This is a genomic window from Streptomyces sp. NPDC040610, from assembly GCF_055594065.1.
On record NZ_JBVIXA010000023.1, the window covers coordinates 41,018 to 64,687 of the forward strand.

General features: G+C 72.8%; 17 protein-coding genes. 7 read left to right on the top strand and 10 right to left on the bottom strand.

Annotation, left to right across the window (positions count from 1 at the left end; all coding sequences use genetic code 11):
- Nucleotides 1–38 precede the first annotated feature (38 nt).
- The 5 genes from ACZ6AA_RS39780 to ACZ6AA_RS39800 all read right to left on the bottom strand — a co-directional run bounded on the left by ACZ6AA_RS39780 (nt 39) and on the right by ACZ6AA_RS39800 (nt 6,636).
- Nucleotides 39–1,706: a GMC family oxidoreductase gene (locus ACZ6AA_RS39780; protein ID WP_471463340.1), complete on the bottom strand. Its 1,668-nt coding sequence runs from the start codon at nt 1,704–1,706 to the stop codon at nt 39–41.
- A gap of 104 nt (nt 1,707–1,810) precedes the next feature.
- The gene (locus tag ACZ6AA_RS39785) at nt 1,811–2,395 is read right to left on the bottom strand and encodes a TetR/AcrR family transcriptional regulator (RefSeq protein WP_468449630.1); all 585 of its coding nucleotides are present in this window, start codon (nt 2,393–2,395) and stop codon (nt 1,811–1,813) included.
- Nucleotides 2,396–2,488: 93 nt separating this feature from the next.
- Nucleotides 2,489–3,505 carry an aldo/keto reductase gene (locus ACZ6AA_RS39790; protein ID WP_468449629.1) on the bottom strand — a complete coding sequence of 339 codons (1,017 nt, stop codon included), beginning with the start codon at nt 3,503–3,505 and terminating at the stop codon, nt 2,489–2,491.
- Between the two features lie 125 nt (nt 3,506–3,630).
- Nucleotides 3,631–5,091 (bottom strand): MFS transporter, encoded by a 1,461-nt coding sequence (locus ACZ6AA_RS39795; protein ID WP_471463342.1) that lies wholly within the window; start codon nt 5,089–5,091, stop codon nt 3,631–3,633.
- Nucleotides 5,092–5,163: 72 nt separating this feature from the next.
- Nucleotides 5,164–6,636, bottom strand: a complete 1,473-nt coding sequence (locus ACZ6AA_RS39800; RefSeq protein WP_471463344.1) for an MFS transporter — start codon at nt 6,634–6,636, stop codon at nt 5,164–5,166.
- Nucleotides 6,637–6,738: 102 nt separating this feature from the next.
- Here ACZ6AA_RS39800 and ACZ6AA_RS39805 point away from each other — a divergent pair, with 102 nt between their 5' ends.
- Together ACZ6AA_RS39805 and dusB are read left to right on the top strand one after the other, a co-directional pair.
- Nucleotides 6,739–7,629, top strand: coding sequence for a helix-turn-helix transcriptional regulator (locus ACZ6AA_RS39805; RefSeq protein ID WP_468449626.1), 891 nt, complete (start codon nt 6,739–6,741; stop codon nt 7,627–7,629).
- Nucleotides 7,630–7,679: 50 nt separating this feature from the next.
- Nucleotides 7,680–8,828, top strand: coding sequence for a tRNA dihydrouridine synthase DusB (gene dusB / locus ACZ6AA_RS39810; protein ID WP_471463346.1), 1,149 nt, complete (start codon nt 7,680–7,682; stop codon nt 8,826–8,828).
- Nucleotides 8,829–8,859: 31 nt separating this feature from the next.
- On the opposite strand, the gene ACZ6AA_RS39815 is transcribed toward dusB, so the two are convergent.
- Nucleotides 8,860–10,878, bottom strand: coding sequence for an amylo-alpha-1,6-glucosidase (locus ACZ6AA_RS39815; RefSeq protein ID WP_471463348.1), 2,019 nt, complete (start codon nt 10,876–10,878; stop codon nt 8,860–8,862).
- Nucleotides 10,871–12,511 (bottom strand): MGH1-like glycoside hydrolase domain-containing protein, encoded by a 1,641-nt coding sequence (locus tag ACZ6AA_RS39820; RefSeq protein WP_471463350.1) that lies wholly within the window; start codon nt 12,509–12,511, stop codon nt 10,871–10,873. The genes ACZ6AA_RS39815 and ACZ6AA_RS39820 overlap by 8 nt, the downstream gene beginning before the upstream one ends.
- A gap of 287 nt (nt 12,512–12,798) precedes the next feature.
- On the opposite strand from ACZ6AA_RS39820, the gene ACZ6AA_RS39825 reads away from it, so the two are divergent.
- From ACZ6AA_RS39825 to ACZ6AA_RS39845, 5 genes are all read left to right on the top strand, one after another.
- Entirely contained in the window at nt 12,799–14,082 is a 1,284-nt protein-coding gene (locus tag ACZ6AA_RS39825; RefSeq protein ID WP_471463352.1) for an ROK family protein, read from the top strand.
- Between the two features lie 485 nt (nt 14,083–14,567).
- On the top strand, nt 14,568–17,258 hold the full coding sequence (gene ppdK, locus ACZ6AA_RS39830) for a pyruvate, phosphate dikinase (RefSeq protein WP_468449621.1): 2,691 nt from the start codon (nt 14,568–14,570) through the stop codon (nt 17,256–17,258).
- Between the two features lie 280 nt (nt 17,259–17,538).
- Nucleotides 17,539–19,158, top strand: a complete 1,620-nt coding sequence (locus tag ACZ6AA_RS39835) for an alpha/beta hydrolase (protein WP_471463354.1) — start codon at nt 17,539–17,541, stop codon at nt 19,156–19,158.
- A 223-nt stretch (nt 19,159–19,381) separates the two neighbouring features.
- Nucleotides 19,382–19,756: a hypothetical protein gene (locus tag ACZ6AA_RS39840; protein ID WP_468449620.1), complete on the top strand. Its 375-nt coding sequence runs from the start codon at nt 19,382–19,384 to the stop codon at nt 19,754–19,756.
- Nucleotides 19,757–19,943: 187 nt separating this feature from the next.
- On the top strand, nt 19,944–20,309 hold the full coding sequence (locus ACZ6AA_RS39845; RefSeq protein ID WP_468450178.1) for an ArsR/SmtB family transcription factor: 366 nt from the start codon (nt 19,944–19,946) through the stop codon (nt 20,307–20,309).
- A 9-nt stretch (nt 20,310–20,318) separates the two neighbouring features.
- Here ACZ6AA_RS39845 and ACZ6AA_RS39850 read toward each other — a convergent pair whose 3' ends face one another.
- From ACZ6AA_RS39850 to ACZ6AA_RS39860, 3 genes are all read right to left on the bottom strand, one after another.
- Nucleotides 20,319–21,155, bottom strand: coding sequence for a carbohydrate ABC transporter permease (locus ACZ6AA_RS39850; protein ID WP_468450176.1), 837 nt, complete (start codon nt 21,153–21,155; stop codon nt 20,319–20,321).
- 36 nt (nt 21,156–21,191) lie between these two features.
- On the bottom strand, nt 21,192–22,106 hold the full coding sequence (locus ACZ6AA_RS39855; protein WP_468450174.1) for a carbohydrate ABC transporter permease: 915 nt from the start codon (nt 22,104–22,106) through the stop codon (nt 21,192–21,194).
- A 92-nt stretch (nt 22,107–22,198) separates the two neighbouring features.
- Nucleotides 22,199–23,464 (bottom strand): ABC transporter substrate-binding protein, encoded by a 1,266-nt coding sequence (locus ACZ6AA_RS39860; protein ID WP_471463356.1) that lies wholly within the window; start codon nt 23,462–23,464, stop codon nt 22,199–22,201.
- Nucleotides 23,465–23,670: the final 206 nt, after the last annotated feature.

The window sequence follows — 23,670 nt, forward strand, 5'->3', positions numbered from 1 at the left end:
AATCCGCAACCACACCGGCACGGCGCGAGGAAGAAGCACTACTCGGCGCCGCGGACCAAGTCGGCCGCCTTCTCCCCGATCACCAGCGCAGCGGCATTCGTGTTGACCGACACGATCGACGGCATCACCGACGCGTCCGCAACCCTGAGACCCCTGACCCCCCGCACCCTGAGGTCAGGCGTCACCACCGCATCCGGACCCTTCCCCATCGCGCAACTGCCCGCCAGATGGAAGTACGGCCCGGTCGCCGCAGCGAGAAACCCCCGCAGCCCCGCCGCGTCGGTCACCCCGGCGCCCGGCAGCACCTCCCGCACCCCCCACTCCGCGAACGGGTCCGCGGCCGCGATCTCCCGCGCCACCTCAAGGCCGTGCAGCATCCGCCGCACGTCCGACTCGTCGCCGAGATAACCGGGGTCGATCAGCGGCGCCGATTCCGGGTCGGCGTCGGGGAGCCGCACCGAGCCCCGGGCGCGCGGGACCGTGGCCACGCCGAGGGTGAAGCCGTTCTCCGGCGCCGTCATCGTCGGCGGGTGGTACGGCACGTGGATGAACATCAGCTGCATGTCCGGGCCCGGCAGGGACGCGTCGCTGCGCCAGGCCAGGGACGCCTCCGAGAGGTTGGCGCGGCCCGCCGGTATCGGCTTCTCGGCCGCGTACACGAGCCCGCACAGCGGATGGTCCTGGAGGTTCCGGCCCACGCCCGGCAGGTCGTGGCGCACCGCCACCCCGGCCCGGCGCAGCTCGTCGGCCGGGCCGATGCCGGACAGCATGAGGAGCCGGGGCGAGTCGACGGCTCCCGCGCTGACGATCACTTCGGCGCGCGCGTACGCCCGTACCGTGCCGCCGTCGCGGGTGAACTCCACGCCGGTGCAGCGGTCGCCGTCGAAGAGCAGCCGGTGCGCGCGGGAGTCGGTCGAGACCGTCAGGTGCGGGCGGTGTGCGGTGACGGGGTGCAGATAGGCGTCGGCCGCGCTCTGCCGGATCCCGTCGAGGACCGACAGGTCGTGCAGGCCCGCGCCTTCCTGGTGGGGGCCGTTGAAGTCGTCGGTGAGGGGGTGGCCCGCGGCGGCCGCGGCGGCGACGAACGTCCGCGAGAGCGGGTTGACGTCGGCGGCGGGGACGGGGGAGGGGCGCAGGGGGCCGGAGTCGCCGCGAAAGCCGGTGCCCGCACCCGAGTTCGCACCGGACCCCGCACCCGTACCGGCACCGGACCCCGCACCCGCACCAGAACCCGCCCGGGCGCCCGCACCCGCACCCGGCACGGACTCCATCCGCCGGAAGTACGGCAGCAGGTCGTCGAACCCCCAGCCGTCGCACCCCGCCGCCGCCCACGCGTCGTAGTCGGCGCGGTGGCCGCGCAGGAACACCATGGCGTTGATGGCGCTGGAGCCGCCGAGGGCGCGGCCGCGCGGGCAGGGCGGCGCGACCCCGCCGAGCCCGCCCTGGGGCACCGACGCGTAGCCGTGGTCCACGTCCGAGCCGAACAGCGAGGGCCACGCGGAGGGCGTCGCGAGGTCCGCCTTCGTCTCGCGGGGACCCGCTTCGAGCAGCAGCACGCTGCGGGCCCCGGACCCGTCGCCCCGGTCCTCGCTGAGCCGTGCGGCGACGGCGCATCCGGCCGACCCGGCGCCGACGACGATGTAGTCGGCCTCGACCTCGGCTCCGACCCGCCCGGACCCCGCCAACTCGCTTGTCTCTGAAGCCACTTCACGCCTCCTGTGTCCCACGGGTGTGCCGGGGTTCAGGGAATCAGGAGGGGCGGGGGCGAGTCAGCGGAACAGGGGAATCGGGCGCCCTTTCGAACGCGCGGTCAGGGGCGCAGGCCCCGGACGAGCAGGTCGAGCAGCGAGTCGAAGGCGTCCTTCGCGTCCGCGCGCGACCAGTCCGGCGCGTACACCGGGTCGTGGTACCGGGCCGTGGCCTCGAACAGGGCGCGGGCCGTGACGTCGGTGTCGCAGGGGGCGAACTCGCCGCCCTCGACGCCCTGTCGGACGATCGCGGCGAGTTGTCCGGTGAGGTCGGCGATGTGTTCGTCGACGACCTCGCTGGCCTCGCCGACCAGGACCGTGTACGTCCCGAACAGCTCGGGGTCGTCGCCCGCCTTGTGCTGCTTGGCCTCGAAGAGCCCGGCCAGCCAGCGCCGCAGCCGGTCCTCGGCGGGCCCGTCGGCGTCGACCACGCCGGACAGGGCGTCGGACGTCCGGTCCAGCCACCGCTTGGTGACCGCCTCGCGCAGCGCGGCCTTGGTGCGGAAGTGGCGGTACACACTGGCGTGGCTGACGCCGAGCACACGGGCCACGTCCACCACGGTCGCCTTGGCGGCGCCGTGCCGGCGCAGCACCTCCTCGGTCGCGGCGAGGATGCGCTCGGCGGTCAGAGTCTCGGTCGTAGCCATGGTCAAGAAGGTACCTGTCGCCACTGACAACCCTGCCGGCCCTGCCAACCCCGGCAGTGCGGGCAGTGCGGGCGGCGCCGGTGCCCGGTCATGTCAGTGCTCGCTGTCGAGGTGCGCCATCTGCGACTCGGGGTAGCGGGCGCCCGCGACGGCGTCGGTGGGGACGGCCTGCTCGATCGCGGCGAGGTCGGCGTCGTCGAGCGTGACGTCCAGGGCGCCGAGCGCCTCGGTGAGCCGGTCCCGGCGGCGGGCGCCGACCAGCGGCACGATCGCGGCGCCGGACCGCGGGCCCTGCGCGAGGACCCAGGCGATCGCGGTCTGCGCGACGCTCACGCCCTTGCTCTCGGCGATCTTGCGCAGGGCGTCGACGAGGTCGAGGTTGCGCTGCAGGTTGTCGCCCTGGAAGCGGGGGCTCATGCCGCGGAAGTCGTTCGCGGCGAGCTGCCGGTCGCGCTCGAAGTGCCCGGAGATCAGGCCGCGGGACAGCACGCCGTACGCGGTGACGCCGATGCCGAGTTCGGCGGCCGTGGGCAGGATCTCGGCCTCGATGCCGCGGGAGATCAGGGAGTACTCGATCTGCAGGTCGGAGATGGGGGCGACGGCCGCCGCGCGGCGCAGGGACTCGGCGCTGACCTCCGAGAGGCCGATGTGGCGGACATGGCCCTTCTCGACCAGCTCGGCGATCGCTCCGACGGTCTCCTCGACGGGGACGTCCGGGTCCAGGCGGGCGATGCGGTAGACGTCGATGTGGTCGACGCCGAGGCGCTGCAGCGAGTACGCGGCGAAGTTCTTCACCGCCGCCGGGCGGCCGTCGTAGCCGGACCAGCCGCCGTCCGGGTCGCGGAGGGCGCCGAACTTCACGCTGGTCAGGGCCTGTTCGCGGTGCGCGGCGGGGGCGCTGCGCAGGGCCTCGCCGATGAGGAGCTCGTTGTGGCCCATCGCGTAGAAGTCGCCGGTGTCGAGGAGTGTGACGCCCGCTTCGAGAGCGGCGTGGATCGTCGCGACGGACTCCGCGCGGTCGGCCTCGCCGTACAGCGCGGACATGCCCATGCAGCCGAGGCCGAGGGCGGAGGTGGTGGGGCCGGTGGTGCCGAGCTTCAGGGTGCGCATGAGGGCTCCTGGGCGTGTGCTGGGTAGGGGGCGGCGAGCGGTCGCCGCGACCACGGCGCGACCGCGCCGTGTCTCCACCATGCACCCTCGACTGACAGATTTCAAGTTTTGAAATCTGTCATCTGTTATTTGTCACTTGAAACCCACGCGGTGGGCTCCTCCGTGGTCAGCCGCTCCGCCGTCCGCCGCGCCGTCCCGCGCGCCCACGCCCCGCTGGTCAGGGCCCCGACGGCCAGGACCGCGGCACCGCAGCCCGCGATGATCCACCACGCGGGGCGGCTCGCCTCGGTGAAGTCGGCCGCGTACGAATCCGTGTGGGCCGCCGCGACGCCCGAGGCGAGGACCGCGCCGATCACCGCGATGCCGAGGGTCTGGCCGATCTGGCGGCTGGTGGAGGCGACGGCGGCGGCGACGCCCGCCTGGGCGCGGGGCATCCCCGCGACGGCCGTGTTGGTGATGGGCGCGTTGACGAAGCCGAAGCCGAGGCCGAACAGGACGTAGGCGAGGACGCGGCTCGGGACCGCGTTCTCCGCCTCGAAGGCCGCGAAGAGCACCCCGGACGCCGTCATCGCCACGCCCGCGATCAGCAGCGAAGGGCGCGGCCCCCGGGCGCCGACCAGCCGCCCCGACAGCGGCGCGCACACCAGCGTCATGGCCGCCATCGGCAGCATCCACAGCCCGGCGTGCAGCGCGTCGAGGCCGCGTACGTCCTGGAGGTAGAGGGTGGCCAGGAACAGGAAGCCGCCGAGGGACGCGAACGCCGCGATGGCGATCACGGTGGCCCCGCTGAACGGGGCCGAGCGGAAGAACCGCAGGTCGATGAGGGGTTCGGCGCGGCGGGGCTCGTACAGGAGCAGACCCGCGAAGGCGGTGGCCGCGACGGCCGCGAACGTCATGATCAGCGGCGAGGTCCAGCCCGCCGTGGGCGCCTCGATGATCGCGTACGTCAGGGCACCGAGCACGCCGATGACCAGGAGCTGCCCGACGGGGTCGGGGCGGCGGGGCTTCGGTGCGCGCGACTCGGGGACGTGGCGGGCGGTGAGGAAGAGGGCCGCGAGACCCACCGGCAGATTGACCCAGAAGATCGCCCGCCAGCCCACCGAGTCCACCAGCAGCCCGCCGACCAGCGGGCCCGCCGCCATGGAGATGCCGACGACGCCGCCCCACACCCCGATGGCGCGGGCCCGCTCGCGCGGTTCGGTGAACGTGTTCGTGATGATCGACATGGCGACGGGGTTCAGCATCGAGCCGCCGACGGCCTGGACCATGCGGAACGCCACCAGGCACTCCAGATTGGGCGCGAGGGAGCACAGGACCGAGCCGAGCGTGAACACCAGCAGGCCCGCCTGGAACACCTTGCGGCGGCCGATGCGGTCGGCGGTCGACCCCGCGAGCATCAGGAGGGAGGCGAGGACGAGGGTGTAGGCGTCGATCGTCCACTGCATCCCCGACACCCCGGCGTCGAACTCGCGGCGCATGGTGGGCAGCGCCACGTTCAGGACGGTGTTGTCGAGGCTCACGATCAGCAGGCTCATGCAGCAGATCGCGAGCACGAGCATCCGGCGCCGGTGACTCAGCTCGGGCATACGGTCGACGGTATCCCCAGGCGGTGCGCGCCGCCTCGGCCGGGCTCCGGCCCCCAGGAGCACACCCCCGCCTCACCCGAGGTCGCGCGGCAGGCGCAGGCTCAGGGCGGCGAGGGCGAGGAGGCCGGTGAGCTGGACGGCGAGGACCGTGGAGAACGCCGCCCGCAGGCCGACGCCGGAGTGCAGGGCCAGGAACAGGGAGCCGAGGGTCGCCACGCCCACGGCCAGGCACGACTGCTGGGCCGTCGCCGCGAGGCCGCTGCCCGCCCCCGCACGCGCGGCGGGTACGGCCGACAGGAGGACGCGGAAGTACAGCGGGAGCTGGAGGCCCTGGCCGAAGCCGCACAGGGCCAGGCCCGGGGCGAGCGCGAGCGGGGTGAGCGCGGACCACGGCGCCCACAGGACGGTCAGGGCGAGGACGGCGACGCCCGCGCCGTGGACCAGCGCGCACAGGGTCAGGGCGCGGCTGCCGAGCCGGTTCATCAGGCGGGGCGCGAGCAGGGACGCGGTGAACTGGGCGACGCCCATGGGGATCAGGGTCAGGCCCGCCTTGAGGGCGCCGTACCCGAGGCCCTCCTGCAGGGTCACCGCGCTCACGAACATCCAGCCGCTGAACCCGATGAAGATCGGCAGGCCGATGAGCAGGCCCCGGCGGACGCCCGGCTCGCGCGTCAGCGACGGCGGCAGGAGCGGGCTGCCGCCGCTCGCCTCCGCGCGGCGCTCCACGGCGGCGAACGCCCACATCAGGAAGGGCGCGGCGGCGAGGGTGAGGACCGACCAGAGCGGCCAGCCCGCCGCCCGGCCCTCGGTGAGCGGGAGCAGGAACGCGGTCAGGCCCGCGGCGAACAGGACCGTCCCGGCGAGGTCGCCGCGCGCCGGACGCTCCGCCCGGCTGTCCGGCACCGCGCGGACCGCGAACACCAGGGCAAGCGCGGCCACCGGCACGTTCACCAGGAACACCATGCGCCAGCCGGTGCCCGCGAGGTCGGCGGCGACCAGGACGCCGCCGAGTATCTGCCCGAGCACCATGGAGACCCCGCCCACGGAGCCGTACAGCGAGACGGCACGCGCGCGCCGCTCCCCGCCGGTCGTCGCGTGGATGGTGGCGAGGACCTGCGGCAGCATCAGCGCGGACGCCGCACCCTGCGCCACCCGCGCAGCCACCAGCCACCAGGCCGTCGGCGCGAGCCCGCAGGCCAGCGACGTCAGCCCGAAGGCCGCGACGCCCCACAGGAACAGCCTCCGGCGGCCGTGCGTGTCGCCGAGCCTGCCGCCGAGCACGAGCAGCACGGCGTACGCGACGGCGTAGCCCGCGACCACCATCTCCAGGGTGGCGGCGGGGGCGTTCAGGTCGGCCTCGATGTCGGACAGCGCCACGTTGACGACGAAGAAGTCGATCATCGGCAGGGCGGCGCCGAGGAGGATGGTGATCAGGCCCAGGGGGGTGAGGGCCGCGCCCTTCGGGGGCGCCGGCGTCTCCGGGGCGGTCGGGGACGGGGGAGCGGTACGCGTACGGGGCGGGGTGCCGTTGGTCGTGGGAGTCACGGGTACGACGATGGATGGCCGCCCCAGGGGGGTACCAGAGTCTCTTTATCCTGGTAGTGGGCGCACCTGGCAACGGGGTGAGGGGTGCGGCAGCCTGGGGGTGTGACCGTTACCGCAGAGCCCGTCGCCGCGGCGGCCCCCGCAGGAGCCCTCGCGACGGCCCCCGACATCCGCCGCCAGGAGCTGGCCGCCTTCCTGCGCAGCCGCCGCGAGCGCGTCTCGCCGGAGCAGGTGGGACTCGTGCGCGGGGCGCGGCGCCGCACGCCGGGCCTGCGCCGCGAGGAGGTCGCACAGCTCTCCGCGGTCGGCGTCACCTGGTACACGTGGCTGGAGCAGGGCCGGGACATCCGCGTCTCCGCGCAGGTCCTGGACGCCATCGCCCGCGCGCTCCTCATGGACCCGACCGAGCGCGGCCACCTCTTCGTCCTCGCGGGCGTCGTCGACCGGCGCCCCGACTACGACTGCCCGCTCCTCTCCCCGACCGCGCTGCGCCTGATGCACACCATCGCGCCCTACCCGGCCACCCTGCAGAACGCCCGCTACGACGTCCTCGCCCACAACCGCCCCTTCGCCCAGGTCTTCGGCGAGCTCACCGAACTGCCGCCGCGCGAGCGCAACTGCCTGTGGCTGCTCACCACCAGCAAGCGCTGGCGGGAGACGTTCCTCGACCGGGACGAGATGTTGCGGGACCTGATCGCCAAGTACCGCGTGGGCATGGCCGAGCACGGGGCCGAGCCCGCCTGGAAGGAGCGGCTCGACGGGCTGCTCACGGAGTCCGCGGAGTTCCGCGAGCTGTGGGGGCGGCACGAGGTCGCGACGATGTCGCCGCACGTCAAGCGGTACCGGCACCCCGAGGTGGGGCTGCTGAGCCTGGAGCACCGCAACCTCTGGATGGCCCCGCAGCCGCGGGCGCACCGCCTGGTGGCGTACGTCCCCGCCGACGAGGAGACGGAGCAGCGGCTGGGACGGCTGGCGGAGCTGTCCGGCGCGTGAGGGACAATGGAGGCTTGCCCCCTTCTCGTACGTTCCCGGAGAGCCGCCCGATGTCCCAGCTCACGCAGTCGCTGTCGGCACTGTCGATTGGCCCCCACGAGGTGCGGCCGCCCGTCGTGCTCGCGCCCATGGCCGGGATCACGAACGCGCCGTTCCGGACGCTGTGCCGGGAGTTCAGCGGCGGCAAGGGCCTCTTCGTCAGCGAGATGATCACCACCCGCGCCCTGGTCGAGCGCAACGAGAAGACCATGCAGCTGATCCACTTCGACGCGAGCGAGACGCCCCGCTCGATCCAGCTGTACGGGGTCGACCCCGCCACCGTCGGCAAGGCCGTCCGCATGATCGCGGAGGAGGACCTGGCCGACCACATCGACCTGAACTTCGGCTGCCCCGTCCCGAAGGTGACGCGCAAGGGCGGCGGCTCGGCGCTGCCGTACAAGCGGCCGCTGCTGCGGGCCATCCTCAAGGAGGCCGTGAGCGGCGCCGGGGACCTGCCGGTCACCATGAAGATGCGCAAGGGCATCGACGACGACCACATCACGTTCCTGGACGCGGGCCGCATCGCGGTCGAGGAGGGCGTGACGGCCATCGCCCTGCACGGCCGCACCGCCGCCCAGCACTACGGCGGCACGGCCGACTGGGACGCCATCGCCCGGCTCAAGGAGCACGTCCCGGAGATCCCCGTGCTGGGCAACGGCGACATCTGGTCGGCGGACGACGCGGTACGGATGATGCGGGAGACCGGGTGCGACGGGGTCGTCGTGGGCCGCGGCTGCCTCGGCCGCCCCTGGCTCTTCGGTGATCTCGTGGCCGCGTTCGAGGGCACGGGGGCGCCCGCGGCTCCCTCCCTGCGGGAGGTCTCCGCCGTGATGCTGCGGCACGCCACCCTCCTCGGCGAGTGGATCGGCGACGAGGCCCGTGGCGTCATCGACTTCCGCAAGCACGTCGCCTGGTACCTGAAGGGCTTCGCGGTCGGCTCCGAGATGCGCAAGCGCCTGGCGATCACGTCCTCGCTCGCCGAACTCGAGGACGGCCTCGGCGAGCTGGACCTCGACCAGCCGTGGCCCACCGGCGCCGACGGCCCTCGCGGCCGCACCTCCGGCAACAACCGCGTGGTCCTCCCGGACGGCTGGCTGAAGGACCCGTACGACTGCGCGGGCATCTCCCCGGACGCGGAACTGGACACGTCGGGCGGCTGACCCGCCCCTCCCCAGGGTCGGGCACGTCGGACTACGCGCCCCCCACCGCCGTCAGCAGCGCCAGCGGCGCCGCCGCCGAGCGCGACTCGCGCACGCAGGCGTGGGGATACGGGACGGGCACGGGGTACGCCCCGCGTTCGTAGCCCGCGAGGACTTCGGGGAGGCGGCCCGAGGCCGTGGTGGCGGCGTCGACGAGGGCGTGGGCGACGGCGCGGGCCTCGTCGTGGAGGCCGTAGCGGGCGAGGCCGAGGGTGATGAGGGCGTTGTCGTGGGGCCAGACGGAGCCCCGGTGGTAGGAGAGCGGGTGGTAGGCGCCCTGCCCGGCCGCGAGCGTACGGACGCCCCAGCCGGAGAAGAAGTCCGCTTCGAGCAGGCGACGGCCGACCGCCTCCCCGTACTCCTTGTCGAGGAGCCCCGACCACAGCAGATGCCCCGCGTCGGAGGCGAGCGCGTCGACCTGCCCGCCGCTCCCGTCCAGCGCCAGCGCGGGGAACGACCGCGCGGGCATCCAGAAGTCCCGCTGGAACCGGTCACGGAGATCCGCGGCCGTCTGCGCGAGCAGCGCCGCGTACACCTCGTCGTCCCACACGGTCCGCGCTAGCCACGCCGTGCGCCGCAGCGCGTCGTAGGCGTACCCCTGCGCCCCCGCGGCCATCACGGGTCCGAGCGTCCGGGTCCCGTCGGCGTCGCAGATCGCGCCGGGGGAGTCCTTCCAGTTCTGGTTGGCGAGCCCGCCCTCGTCCGCGCGGTACACCAGATAGCCGCGGGCGGTGAGCCCGCCGTGGTCGAGCATCCAGCCGACGGCGGCCCGCGCGTGCGGCTCCAGGCGCCGGGCGAGGGCGGTGTCGCCGGTCTGCTCGGTGTACGCGCCGAGGAGCACGAGGAACAGCGGGGTCGCGTCGACCGAGCCGTAGTACCGCCGGAAGGGGACCTGGCCGAAGTGGGCCAGCTCCCCGTGCCGCACCTCGTGCACGATCTTGCCGGGCTGGGCGACACGGCCCTCGGTGTGCTCGCCGGCCTGGGTGGCGGCGAGCGCGGGCAGCGTCGCGGCGGCCAGACGCGGTACGTAGGGGAGCGCGAACAGCGAGGTCAGGAGCGCGTCCCGGCCGAGCAGGGTGAGGAACCACGGCACTCCGGCGGCGGGCACGCTCAGCTCCTCGCCGTCGGGCCCGCGCGCGGGCACCTGGAGCGAGGCGAGGTCGGCGAGGCCGCGCGTACAGGCCGCGGCCAGCTCCGGCCAGCTTCCGGGAAGCGTCACGGAGGACGTCAACTCGTGCTGGGCTTCGGTGAGTTGGCGCAGCGCGGCGCCCGGCGAGCGGGGCGGTGCGGGCAGCGGCGGCCCGCCGTGCGGCCCCGCCGCGACGGTCAGCGCCATGTCGGCCGACCCGTGCGCGGCCAGCTCCAGGGTCCACACCATGCGGCGCGCGCCGGTGCCGGTCTCCTCGACGGTGTCCGGGGCGGGCTCGGTGGTGACGGTGGTACGGGCCAGCCAGTCGCCCCGGCGGTACCCGAACTCCACGCCGAGGACGGCGGGTTGGGCGGTGCCCCGGTCGGGCCCGGCCGCGCCGTCGTCCGGCGCCGTCAGGACCCGCCGCGACCGCACGGCCCCCGTCTTCGCGTACGTACGGTGGTCCGCGCGCAGCTCGAACTGGTCGGTGAAGTCCGCGTCGACGGTCAGTGCGAGCAGCAGCGTGGTCGGCACGGGCCGGTTGCTGGTGATCCGCAGCGCCTCCACCAACGAGCCGTCCACGACGGCCTGTTCGCGAAAGAGGGTGTACGCGGGCGGCTCCTGGCGCCCGCCGCGCGGCACGAGCACGCAGCGCGCCACATCGGCGGCGTCGTCGGCGGCGGGGCCGTACGCGGTGGCGGGCGTGAGCACTTCGGGCACGGCGCCGTCCACCGTCAGCTGCCAGCGGCTCAGATGGCGGGCGTCGCGCACGAACAGCCCGTCGGGGGCGGTGCCGCCGGGCACGCCCCGGATGTCGCCGCCCGCGCCGACGGCGGCGAATGTCGCACCCCGCACCAGCAGTCGATGCTCCCGGTCAGTCATTCCGAGCCCCTTCGTCCGAACCAGGCCCCGCTGTCGTCATCCCGCTCACGTCGGGACCGGGCGCCGCGGTCGCGCCCGGGTCGAGGTCGTGGGCCGCGGCCACGCCCAGGTCGAGGGCGAGCGCCGCGCTCCAGCTGAAGCCGCGGGCGCCGCAGCCGTCTCCGGTGTACGGATCGACGTACTCGGCGAAGTCCGACGCCACCGCGGTGTCGAGGAGCGCGGCGCGCAGCGCGTCCGCGTGCTCCCGCGCGCCGTGCAGCCGCAGCCCGCGCTCCAGGAGCCAGTTGGTGTTGAACCAGGCGGGTCCGCGCCAGTAGCGCCGCGGGTCGAACGCGGGGCTGAGCAGATCGTGGCTCGGCACCAGGCGGGCCCGGCCGCCGAGCTCGAAGTGCGGTCCGCGGGCCGTCCGCACCAGATCGGCGACGACGCCCCGGGGCAGCCCGGGCACGACCAGGGGAATCAGCCCGGTGACCCCGCGCTCGCCCACGAGCGCGCCCCCGGCGCCGGACTCACCCCGCGCGAGGCCCTCGGCCCCGGGAGCGTGGCCCCCGGCCAGCAGATCCCGGCACCGGAAGATCCCGTCCTCCCCGTCCCACAGCCGCTCCACGAGCACCCGCGTCAGCCGCTCCGCGCGGTCGTGGCGGGCCGTCGCGGGCGCGCCCAGCTCGCGGGTGATGCGGGCGAGGGCGTGTTCGGAGGCGATGAGGAGGGCGTTGAAGGCGGGGTCCTCGACGGCGAAGCGGAACCCACCGGGCCCGCTGCCGGACACTCCGGGCCCGCTGCCGGACGCTCCGGCGCCCACCCTCGCCCCGGCCCCGTACCCCCCGTCCCGGTACTCCGTCGCCAGACGCACATACCGTCCGTAGTCGAGGTCCGTCGGCCGGTCCTGGGGCGAGCCGTGGTCGAGGTCGGCGCGGCGGTAGCTGCGCGGGCGCGCGGGTGGGACGCGGCTCAGGGGGCCGTCCCAGCAGGGGCTGTTGTCCATGCCCTGCTCCCAGGGGTGGACGACGGCCGCGAGGCCCGCGCCGCCGAGGTTGCGGTGGTGCAGCAGATGGCGGTGCCAGGCGGCGAGGCGCGGGTGCAGACGGGGCAGGAAGGAGCGGGCCCGGGAGAGGCCGGGGTCGGCCAGGTGCACCAGCCAGGCGGCGAGCGCGTGCACCGGGGGCTGCACGATGCCGGAGGTCTGCACGGCGTCCGGCGCGCCTGCCGCGCGCCCGGCGGTGGTGGAGCGCCAGAAGTCGGGGCTCGGGAAGTAGGCGTCGAGGGGGACGGCCGGGTTGAACACGATGTGCGGCACGCGGCCGTCGGCCCACTGCGCGGCCAGGAGCGTCTCCAGTTCCAACTGGGCGCGCAGCGGCGAGAGATGACGTAACCCGATGGCGATGAACGCGGAGTCCCAGGACCACTGGTGGGGGTACAGCGCGCGGGAGGGGACGGTGGAGGTGCCGGTCCAGTTGGCGCCGAGGACCCGGGCGGCGCGCTCGCGGAGCGCGGCGGGGGCGGCCGGTGGGGCCCCTGGGGGCCGGGGGGTGTGCGGTGGGGGCGCAGGGCCCGCGCCGCGCCGCGCCGATGGCCCGGCGGTGCTGGCGGCAGGGGACCGGATCGCGGCCCTCGTCGTGGTCGTACGGTCCACGCGGCACTCCCGGGGCTGGGGGAGCGGCGAACCGAAGTCGCGCCCGACAGCCTGTCAGTTTGGATCCATCCACCATAGAGTTACGTCTGCGCAACACGCAAAACTCAATATGTAACGCCGAGTTGACGAGCGCAAGAGGCTGTCCGCCTTGGTGCGTGGGCACCCAAGAGGTAGGCAGGGTCAGGCACGGCACGGGCACGACGCGGGCGCAGGTCGGGCGGCAGGCGGGCCCGGGGCTCGCGCGGGGCGTACAGGGGAGTGGGGCGGCGCATGAGCAGGGAGTGGGCATGAGGAACGGGACTCCGGCACGTCCGGCCGCCGCCCAGGCGAGCGCGGGCGACCTGCTGCACCTGGTCCGCAGCGGCCGCGCGACCACGCGCGGCGCGCTGCAACGGGTCACCGGTCTGTCCCGGGCCACCGTCGGCCAGCGCCTGGACCGGCTGTTCCGCGCGGGCTGGCTGCGGGAGGGCGCGGGCACCCCGGTCAGCTCGCCGCTCGGCGGCCGCCCCTCGGTGCGCCTGGAGTTCGACGACGCGCACGCCCTCGTCCTCGCCGCCGACCTGGAGACCCGGCACGCCCGCACGGCCCTGCTGACCCTCGCCGGTGAGGTCGTCGCCGAGCGCGGCGGTGCGCTGCGCGTGGAGGAGGGCCCGGAGCGGGTCCTCGACCGGCTCGGCGCGGTCTTCGGCGAGCTGCTGCGCGAGAGCGGCCGGGACCCGGCCGCGGTGTGCGGCATCGGCCTGGCCGTGCCGGGCCCGGTCGACTCCGGCACCGGCCGGGTGGTGCAGCCGCCGATCATGCCCGGCTGGGACGGCTACGACATACGGGGCAGACTGCGCCGCGCCTTCACGGAACACACGGAGCGCACGGAACGCGCAGAGCGCCCTGAGCCCACGGAGCGCTTTGGGCACGCGGCCGCCCCGGTGCCGGTGCTCGTCGACAACGACGCGAACCTCATGGCGTACGCGGAACAGCGCGCCCACTACCCCGACTGCTCGGCGTTCGCGCTGGTCAAGGTCTCCACCGGGATCGGTGCGGGCGTCGTCGTCGACGGCTCCCTCTACCGGGGCATCGACGGCGGCGCGGGCGACATCGGGCACATCCGGGTGCCCGGGGTGCCGGGGAGCGCCGCCGCGCTGTGCAAGTGCGGCTCGTACGGCTGCCTGGCCGCGGTGGCGAGCGGGCGGGCGGTGGCGGCCCGGCTCGCGGCGGCGGGGGTGCCGGCCGCGTCGGGCTCGGACGTGCGGGAGCTGCTCGCCGCGGGGCACCCGGAGGCGGTGGGGCTCGCGCGGGACGCCGGGCGGCAGGTCGGCGAGGTCCTCGCCACGGTCGTGACGCTCCTCAACCCCGGCGTTCTCATGATCGCCGGAGATCTGGCCGGAACCCCCTTCCTCACCGGCGTGCGCGAGCTGCTCTACCAGCGGGCCCTGCCGCGCTCCACGGCCCACCTGGAGATCGTCACCTCGCGGCTCGGCTCGCGCGCGGGGCTCATCGGGGCGGGCGCGCTGGTGGTGGAGCACCTGTACGCGCCGGAGCGGGTGGAGGAGCGGCTCGCGGCGCTCGGGGTGTGAGGGGGCGCGCGGGGGATGCGCGGGGTCGTCGGCGGGTGGGTGCGGAGGTGCCCGGATGCCGAGACCGGGCCCGGATCCGGCCGCTTCAAACGGCGTGATTCTCGCCACCCTTGATTGGCCTTGCGCTCAGATGAGCGCATTCCGGATGGCTGCACTTCTCCAAGGGGTGGCACTGAGTGCCATCGCTCGATCATTTATGACCTGAACTCACATCTGAGTTCACTCCGCTCATCTGAGCGAAATGGCGGTGGATCGAGAGCTGTGCGTTCAACTCTTGAACTCAATTGCGCCACCTGCGCTACTCCCGAGTCACTTTCGATCTAGCGGCGGACGGGTGGTTACGCCCGGGCGACCCACAAGTGGACGTACCCAGACGCCTTCGATCTGGGTATGTTCCTCGCCGTCAGGGCAGCCACCGCGTCCTCGAGGAGTCGAGACCCGTGTCGGAAAACAAAGATCCCCACGTACCTCAGGGAACTCAGGGCGTGAAGTTCGTCTACGACTTCACCGAGGGCAACAAGGAGCTCAAGGACCTCCTCGGCGGCAAGGGCGCGAACCTCGCCGAGATGACCAACCTGGGCCTCCCCGTGCCTCCGGGCTTCACCATCACCACCGAGGCCTGCAAGGTCTACCTCGACAGCGGCGACGAGCCCGCGGCACTGCGTGACGAGGTGAGTGCGCACCTCTCCGCCCTCGAGACGGCGATGGGCAAGAAGCTCGGCCAGGCCGACGACCCGCTCCTCGTCTCCGTCCGCTCGGGCGCCAAGTTCTCCATGCCCGGCATGATGGACACCGTCCTGAACATCGGGCTCTCCGACAAGTCCGTGCAGGGCCTCGCCAAGCAGTCCGGCGACGACCGCTTCGCGTGGGACTCCTACCGCCGTCTCATCCAGATGTTCGGCAAGACCGTCCTCGGCGTCGACGGCGAACTCTTCGAGGACGCGCTGGACAAGGCCAAGCAGGCCAAGAAGGTCACGGTCGACACCGACCTGGACGCGGCCGAGCTGAAGAAGCTCGTCACCAAGTTCAAGAAGATCGTCAAGACCGAGGCGGGGCGCGACTTCCCGCAGGACCCGCGCGAGCAGATGGACCTCGCCATCCACGCGGTCTTCGACTCCTGGAACACCGACCGCGCCAAGCTCTACCGCCGCCAGGAGCGCATCCCCGGCGACCTCGGCACCGCGGTCAACGTCTGTTCGATGGTCTTCGGCAACCTCGGCCCCGACTCCGGCACCGGCGTCGCCTTCACCCGCGACCCGGCCTCCGGCCAGCAGGGCGTGTACGGCGACTACCTGCAGAACGCGCAGGGCGAGGACGTCGTCGCGGGCATCCGCAACACGGTTCCGCTCGCCGATCTGGAGCAGATCGACAAGAAGTCGTACGACCAGCTCATGCAGATCATGGAAACGCTCGAAACGCACTACAAGGACCTGTGCGACATCGAGTTCACCATCGAGCGCGGCCAGCTGTGGATGCTCCAGACCCGCGTCGGCAAGCGCACGGCGGGCGCGGCCTTCCGCATCGCCACGCAGCTCGTCGACCAGGGCCTGATCGACGAGGCCGAAGCCCTTCAGCGCGTCAACGGCGCGCAGCTCGCGCAGCTGATGTTCCCGCGCTTCGACGAGGACGCGAAGGTGGAGCAGCTCGGCCGTGGCATCGCCGCGTCGCCGGGTGCCGCCGTCGGCAAGGCCGTCTTCGACTCGTACACCGCCATCAAGTGGTCGCGCTCCGGCGAGAAGGTCATCCTGATCCGCCGCGAGACCAACCCCGACGACCTCGACGGCATGATCGCCGCGGAGGGCATCCTGACCTCCCGCGGCGGCAAGACGTCCCACGCGGCCGTCGTGGCGCGCGGCATGGGCAAGACCTGTGTCTGCGGCGCCGAGGACCTGGAGGTCGACACCAAGCGCCGCCGCCTGACGGTCAACGGCCACGTCGTCGAGGAGGGCGACGTCGTCTCCATCGACGGCTCCACCGGCAAGGTCTACCTGGGCGAGGTCCCGGTCGTCCCGTCCCCGGTCGTGGAGTACTTCGAGGGCCGCATGCACGCGGGCGCCGACGACGCCGACGAGCTGGTCAAGGCCGTGCACCGGATCATGGCGTACGCGGACCGGGTCCGCCGCCTGCGGGTGCGCGCCAACGCCGACAACGCCGAGGACGCGCTGCGCGCCCGCCGCTTCGGCGCCCAGGGCATCGGCCTGTGCCGCACCGAGCACATGTTCCTCGGCGAGCGCCGCGAGCTGGTCGAGCACCTGATCCTCGCGGACACCGACGAGGAGCGCGAGAACGCCCTCAAGGAGCTCCTGCCGCTCCAGAAGAAGGACTTCATCGAGCTGTTCGAGGCGATGGACGGCCTGCCGGTCACCGTCCGCCTCCTCGACCCGCCGCTGCACGAGTTCCTGCCCGACATCACCGAGCTTTCGGTGCGCGTCGCCCTCGCCGAGTCCCGCAAGGACCACAACGAGAACGACCTGCGCCTCCTCCAGGCCGTGCACCGGCTGCACGAGCAGAACCCGATGCTGGGCCTGCGCGGCGTACGCCTCGGCCTGGTCATCCCCGGCCTGTTCACCATGCAGGTCCGGGCGATCGCCGAGGCCGCCGCCGAGCGCAAGAACGCCAAGGGCGACCCGCGCGCGGAGATCATGATTCCGCTCGTCGGCACCGTCCAGGAGCTGGAGATCGTCCGCGAGGAGGCCGAGCAGGTCATCGCCGACGTCGAGCGGACCACCGGCGTGGCCCTGAAGCTGGCGCTCGGCACGATGATCGAGCTGCCGCGCGCCGCGCTCACCGCCGGGCAGATCGCGGAGGCCGCCGAGTTCTTCTCCTTCGGCACGAACGACCTCACCCAGACCGTGTGGGGCTTCTCCCGCGACGACGTCGAGGCGTCCTTCTTCACCGCCTACCTCGAAAAGGGCATCTTCGGCGTCTCCCCCTTCGAGACGATCGACAAGGACGGCGTCGGCAAGCTCGTCCGCGACGCCGCGGCGGCCGGCCGCGCCACCCGCCCCGACCTCAAGCTCGGCGTCTGCGGCGAACACGGCGGCGACCCGGAGTCCGTCCACTTCTTCCACGAGGTGGGCCTCGACTACGTCTCCTGCTCCCCGTTCCGCATCCCGGTGGCCCGCCTGGAAGCGGGCCGCGCGGCCTCCACCTCGGCAGGCAGCGACCACCGCTGACCCCGGCGGGGCATGCCCCGCGACCGACCCTCGTGCGGGCCACGCCCGCGAAGACCCCGGGCCCGCCACCGTGTCCCCGACCCTCAACCGATGCGGCGGCGGTCCCGGTCCACGATGAAGGGGCGTCACCCTGTGCGGGGGTGGCGCCCCTTCGGTGTGTGCACGCGCGGGACACTCCGGCCGAAAGGGGTCCCTGCCGGGTGGGCGGGGCAGGGAGGTGTACACGGCCTCTTCTGCGTCCAACTGATCGGTACTCAAAACCGATCAGAAGGAGCGTCACGTGCAACATCCCGCATATCGGCGGCGTCTCGTGCCGGTGCTCGCGCTGGGAGTGGTGGCCGGGCTCGCGCCGGGGCTTGTCGCCGGGTCGGCGTCGGCGGCCCCGTCGGCGCCGTCGGACTCGGCGGCCGGGTCGGCCTCCACGGCGGCCAGAGCCGCCGCCGGAGTCGACGCCGAGCGCCTCGCCCCGTTCACCCGTCAGAAGCTCAGCTGGAAGCGGTGTGCCGCCGATCAGCCCGCCAAGTACCAGTGCGCCACGCTGAAGGTGCCGCTCGACTACGGCAAGCCCGAGGGGAAGCGGATCGACGTCGCGATATCCCGGGTCAGGACGAGCGTGCCGGGGAAGCGGCGCGGGGTGCTGACCTTCAACCCGGGCGGGCCCGGTGCGGCCGGACTCGACCTGTCGCTGATGTTCGCCAACGGGCTGCCGAAGAACGTGCGCGAGCAGTACGACATGGTCGGGTTCGACCCGCGCGGGGTCGGTGAGAGCACGCCCGTCGCGTGCGGCCTCACCGACGCGGAGCAGGTCTACCCGCGCCCCACCCGCGGCGACGCCGAGCACGCCGCGAACAACAAGTGGGCGAAGACCGTGGCCGACAAGTGCCGGGCGAAGTACGGCAAGGTGCTGCCCCACATCAGCACCCGCAACACCGCGCGCGACATGGACGTCATGCGCGCCGCCCTCGGCGAGAAGAAGCTGAACTACTTCGGCGTCTCCTACGGCACCGCGCTCGGCGCCGTCTACATGCAGCTCTTCCCGCAGCGCGCCGACCGGTTCGTCCTCGACAGCGCCGTCGACCCGGGGCGGATGTGGCGCGGCATGTTCCAGGTCTGGGCGCCGGAGGTCGAGCGGGCCTTCAAGCGGTGGACCAAGTGGACGGCCGCGCGCAACGCCACGTACCACCTCGGTGACTCCCCGGCGAAGGTCGCCCGGACCTTCCGCAAGCTGGTGGCACTGGCGGACGCCGACCCCATCGTCATCGACGGCCAGAAGCTCGACGGCGCCGAGGTACGGGACATCACGCGCGCCGAGTTCTTCACCGTCCGCAGCGGCGCCAAGGTCGTGGCCGACCTGAAGAAGGCCGCCGAGGGCCGGCAGGTGCGCGAACTGCCCCGGGCGCAGGAGCAGTCCATGGACAACATGACCTCCAGCCAGCTCGCCGTCGTGTGCTCCGACGCCTCCTGGCCGCGCGACCCGGAGACGTACCGCCGCGACTCCATCCGCGACGGCGCCCGCTACCCGCTGTACGGCGACTTCGCCTCCACGATCACGCCCTGCGCCTACTGGGACAAGGGCGCCGAGCCCGCGACCAAGGTGAACAACAAGGTCAAGTCCCTTGTCGTGCAGAACGAGTGGGACTCGCAGACCCCGCTCGTCACCGGCAAGGCCATGCACCGCGCCCTGAAGGGCTCCCGCATGGTCACCGTCGCCGGTGGCGAGGGCCACGGCGTCGTCTTCGGCGACAGCCGCAACTCCTGCGCGGAGAAGGCCACCATGGGCTACCTGGTCACCGGCAAGCTCCCGCCGAAGGACCTCACCTGCAAGGCGACCCCCGGAGGCCAGCGGCGCGCCGGGACCGCCAAGCCCGCACCCGCGCCCTTCGGGCCCGGGCAGCGCTAGAACGGGGCCCGCGCGCGGGGACGCCCCCGCGCGCGGGCTTCAGTCCTCGATCGTGTCCCGCGCCGCGCAGGACGCGATCCGGACCGTGCGAAAGCGCATCCAACCGATCCGGATCGGGCAACTGCAGTTGCTTTCGTCCTCTGTCACCTCAGGGGGCGGCGCGACTCCTAGAGTCCCCGCGTGGGCCGGAGAACCAGCCCTCATCACCCTCAGAGGAGGACTCGTGACCAGTGTGGAAGTGTCCCTCAAGACCCTGCTGACCGAGGCCGATGGAGCGCTGGGAGCTGCCGTCGTCGACTACACCAGCGGTATGGCGCTCGGCACCCTGGGCGGCGGAAAGGACCTGGACCTGTCCGTCGCGGCAGCCGGCAACACCGACCTGATCCGCGCCAAGATGCGCACCATGGAGACACTGGGCCTCCAGGACAAGATCGAGGACATGCTGGTCACCCTGGGTTCCCAGTACCACCTCATCCGCCCGGTGGCCGGCAAGGCCGGAAACGGCCTGTTCATCTATCTCGTCATCGACAAGGCCCGGTCCAACCTCGCCATGGCACGCCATCTCCTGAAGCGCACCGAGGAGCAGATGGAGGTGTGACCGCCGGCGCTTTTTCTGCGCCCGCTACTTGAAGAATTCTTCAAGCAGACATCTCTTCATCTGTCGAACTCTCGGCTCGCAACGCCCCGGCCGGGAAGGATGGGACGTCATGCCGGGCGCGGCGGCAGCCGAGGCCGCCGCGCCCCGTCTCCAGGGCCCCATCCGCGTCAGGAAAGCGAGCGATCCCGTGCAGGCGCCCCTCTACCAGGTCAAAGCAGAGTTCTTCCGCATGCTCGGGCACCCTGTCCGCATCCGCGTCCTGGAACTCCTCCAGAGCGGACCGGTATCCGTACGGGACCTGCTCATCGCCATCGACATCGAGCCCTCGAACCTCTCCCAGCAACTCGCCGTGCTGCGCCGGTCCGGCATCGTCGTCTCCACCCGCGAGGGCACCACCGTCACTTACGCGCTGGCCGGCGGCGACGTCGCCGAGCTCCTGCGCGCGGCACGCCGCATCCTCACCGAACTCCTCGCCAGCCAGACCGCCCTCCTGGCCGAACTCCAGGACTCCAACGACCCCGAACGGCCCCCCGCACACTCACCCCAGGTGTGACGGCGCCCGCTACTCGTCGATCCCCGACCTCTCCACCCCCGCCACGATCCACCGCTGGAAGAACAGGAACACCACGAGCAGCGGCACGATCGACACGGCCGCCGCGACGAACAGTTCGTGCAGGCGGATGACCTGGGAGGTGGTGAAGGAGGCCAGGGCCACCTGGACGGTCCAGGCGTCGCGGTCCTGGCCGATCACCAGGGGCCACAGGAAGGAGTTCCAGGCGCCGATGAACACGATCGTGCCGACGGCCGCGAAGACCGGGCGGGAGTTGGGGACGACGATGAGCCAGTACGTACGCCAGTGGCCGAGGCCGTCCACGTGTGCGGCGTCCTCCAGCTCGCGGGGGAAGCCCAGGAAGTACTGGCGGAAGATGAAGCAGGCGAAGGCGGAGAAGAGGGTGGGGACGATCAGGCCCCGCATGGTGGAGACCCAGCCGAGGGAGGAGACCAGGACGAAGCTGGGGACGAAGGTGACCGCGGCGGGGACCATCATCGTGGCCAGGATCGCGTAGAAGACGCGGTCGGCGTGGCGGTAGGGGATGCGGGCCAGGCCGTAGCCCGCGAGGGAGGCGAGGAGGAGGGTGCCCGCGGTCGTGAGGACCGCGATCAGGGCCGAGTTGTAGAGGGAGCGGGCCATCGGGACGGTCGAGTCCTCGAAGAGCTCCCGGATGTTCGACCAGTGCAGGGTGGCGGGGAAGAACGTCCAGTCGGGGGACGTGATGTCCTGCTCGGACGCGAGGCCGTTGCGCAGGAGCAGGTAGAAGGGGATGAGGAAGAGCAGGGCCAGGGCGACCAGGAGGGCAGCCCGCAGGGCCCGGCCCACGCGCACCCACGCGTCGTACAGCGGTGTCCCGCTGCGTTTCGTGACTCCCGCCATGCGTCAGTCCTCCTTCTTGCCGAGGCCGAACCAGCGCGCCTGACCGATCGTCACCACGGCGATGATCAGGGCGAGCAGCACGGCGCCCGCGCTGCCGAGGCCGAGGTTCTGGCCCTGCCCGAGGGCCGTGTAGTAGAGGTAGACGAGGGGCGGCCGGGCGTACGGCGGGTAGCCGCGGGCGTCCGAGAGCAGGTTGTAGAACTCGTCGAAGGCCTGGAAGGCGTTGATGACGAGGAGCAGGGTCACCGCCACGGATGTCGTGCGCAGTTGGGGGAGCGTGATGTGGCGCAGGACCTGCCAGCCGGGGCGGGCGCCGTCGACTGCCGCCGCTTCGTAGAGGGTGGGCGAGATGCGCTGCAGGCCCGCCAGGAACAGGATCATGTAGAAGCCCGCCTGGAGCCAGAGCCTGACCGTGACGATGACCAGCCAGTACCAGGGCGGGTCCGTCGTGGACAGCCACGCCGTCTGATCGGCGCCGAACCAGCCGAGCACGGTGTTCGCCAGGCCGAACCGCACCCCGTTGAAGATCGACATCTTCCAGATCAGGGCCGCCACCACATAGCTGCACGCCGCCGGGAGGAAGAACACCGAGCGGAGGAACGCCTGCGCGCGCCGCATCCGGTTCACCATCAGCGCGAGCGTCAGGGACAGCACGAACGTCGTCGGCACGATGAAGGCCGTGAAGACCACGAACGTCCATAGGCTGTCGGTGAATGCGTCGTTCTTCAGCATCGACGTGTAGTTGTCGAAGCCGACGAACTCCGTGGGCGAGACGGTGTTGTGCGCGTCGAAGAAGCTGAGGTAGACGCTCCAGCCCAGCGGTACGTACGTGAAGACGATCAGGCCGAGCGCGAAGGGGCCGACGAACACCCAGAACCACAGGGTGCGGTTCTGCGGCCCGGCCAGGCGCCGCCACAGCCGCTCGCGCGGGCGCGTGACGTCGGCGCTCCTCCGCGACGCGTCGGCGCTCTCCCGTGGCGCGTCCGCGCTCTTCCGCACAGCGCCCGCACTCACGACGACTTCTTCTTCACCCGGTCCAGCTCCGCCGACACCTTCCGTACGACGGACCGCAGTTCGCTCTCCGGATTCGCCCCGGACTTGATGATCCGGCTGAGCGCGTCCTGGTACGCGACCCGGCTCGCCGGGGTCCAGCGCAGCGGCTCGGCGTACCCGTTCTCGGTGGCGAAGCGCACCGCGTCGGCCGCCGGGCCCTTGGTGAGGGCGTCGGCCTTCTTCGCGAGGGACAGGCGGGCGGGGATGTGGAAACCGTAGGAGAGGGCGAAGTCCCTTTGGTGATCGGTGCGTTCGACCCACAGCCACTTCACGAAGTCCTTGGCCGCCTGCTTGTGCGCGGTGCGGGCGCTGACCGCCGAGCCGTACGCGCCCACCGGCACCGCGGGCTCCGCGCCGGACGCGGCGGCGGGGAACGCGGCCACGCCGAAGTCGTCGCCGAGCGCCTTCTCGACCGCGGGCAGCGCCCACAGGCCCGACCACTGCATGGCCGTGAGCCCCTGCACGAACGCCGACGGGTCCGACCAGTCGGAGGGCGCGCCGAGCAGCAGCGACTTGTCCTCGTACAGCGCGCGCAGGTGGGCCAGGGTGCGGGCGGTGGCGGGGTCGTCGAAGCCGACCTTGCCGTCGTCGGTGACGAGCTGGAGCCCGGCCGCGTACAGGGGAGTGCCGCCGAGGGCGCCCGCGCCGCCGTCGTTGCCGAGGAACAACCCCTTGACCTTCTTCGTCGTCAACTCCCGGGCCGTGTCGACGAGTTCGTCCAGGGACTTCGGCGGGGTGCGGCCCGCGTCGGCGAGCAGGCTCTTGCGGTAGTAGAGGAGCTGCATGTCGACGACCTGGGGGATGGCCCAGATCCGGCCGTCGTACGTCTTCGGCGCGAGCGCCGCCGCGTTGAAGTCGTCCTTCACGCCGTCGAGCAGGTCGGTGAGGTCGAGGACCTGGCCGCCCTGGATCTGGTCCAGGGTGGGGCCGTTGACCTCGAAGACGTCGGGGCCGGACTTGGTGAGGAGCGCGGCGGCGGTCTGCTCGTCGTAGTTGCCGGGGCGCCACTGCACGGACACGTCGGCCTTGTCGTACGCGTCCGCGTACCGCTTCACGGCCTGCTCGGTCCCGGCCTCCCCGTACTGGTGGTACCACTGGGACAGCTTCGGCCCCTTGCCGTCCGAGTCGCCGCCGTCGCGTCCGGTGTTGGAGCCGCACGCGGTGAGCAGCCCGAGTGCGGTTCCCGTGCCGGTGCCGAGCAGTGTTCTGCGGCTGATGGTCATGACGTGTCCCCCTGAGCCGGTTGGTCGGGTACGTGTCGGGCCCAACGATCAACCATGCGGGAGGATTACGACAGGCGGATTGCAGCCGCGTGTAGCCCTCGCGGGACGCTCCGGTCCCGGGCGCGGGGGGGGGGGGGGGGGGGGGGGGGGGGGGGGGGGGGGGGGGGGGGGGGGGGGGGGGGGGGGGGGGGGGGGGGGGGGGGGGC

Bases quoted from the DNA above. Each gene is read 5' to 3' on its own strand.
- ACZ6AA_RS39785 (WP_468449630.1), bottom strand. From the start codon at position 2,395: ATGGCTACGACCGAGACTCTGACCGCCGAGCGCATCCTCGCCGCGACC.
- ACZ6AA_RS39790 (WP_468449629.1), bottom strand. From the start codon at position 3,505: ATGCGCACCCTGAAGCTCGGCACCACCGGCCCCACCACCTCCGCCCTC.
- ACZ6AA_RS39795 (WP_471463342.1), bottom strand. From the start codon at position 5,091: ATGCCCGAGCTGAGTCACCGGCGCCGGATGCTCGTGCTCGCGATCTGC.
- dusB (WP_471463346.1), top strand. From the start codon at position 7,680: ATGTCCCAGCTCACGCAGTCGCTGTCGGCACTGTCGATTGGCCCCCAC.
- ACZ6AA_RS39815 (WP_471463348.1), bottom strand. From the start codon at position 10,878: ATGACTGACCGGGAGCATCGACTGCTGGTGCGGGGTGCGACATTCGCC.
- ACZ6AA_RS39825 (WP_471463352.1), top strand. From the start codon at position 12,799: ATGAGGAACGGGACTCCGGCACGTCCGGCCGCCGCCCAGGCGAGCGCG.
- ACZ6AA_RS39860 (WP_471463356.1), bottom strand. From the start codon at position 23,464: ATGACCATCAGCCGCAGAACACTGCTCGGCACCGGCACGGGAACCGCA.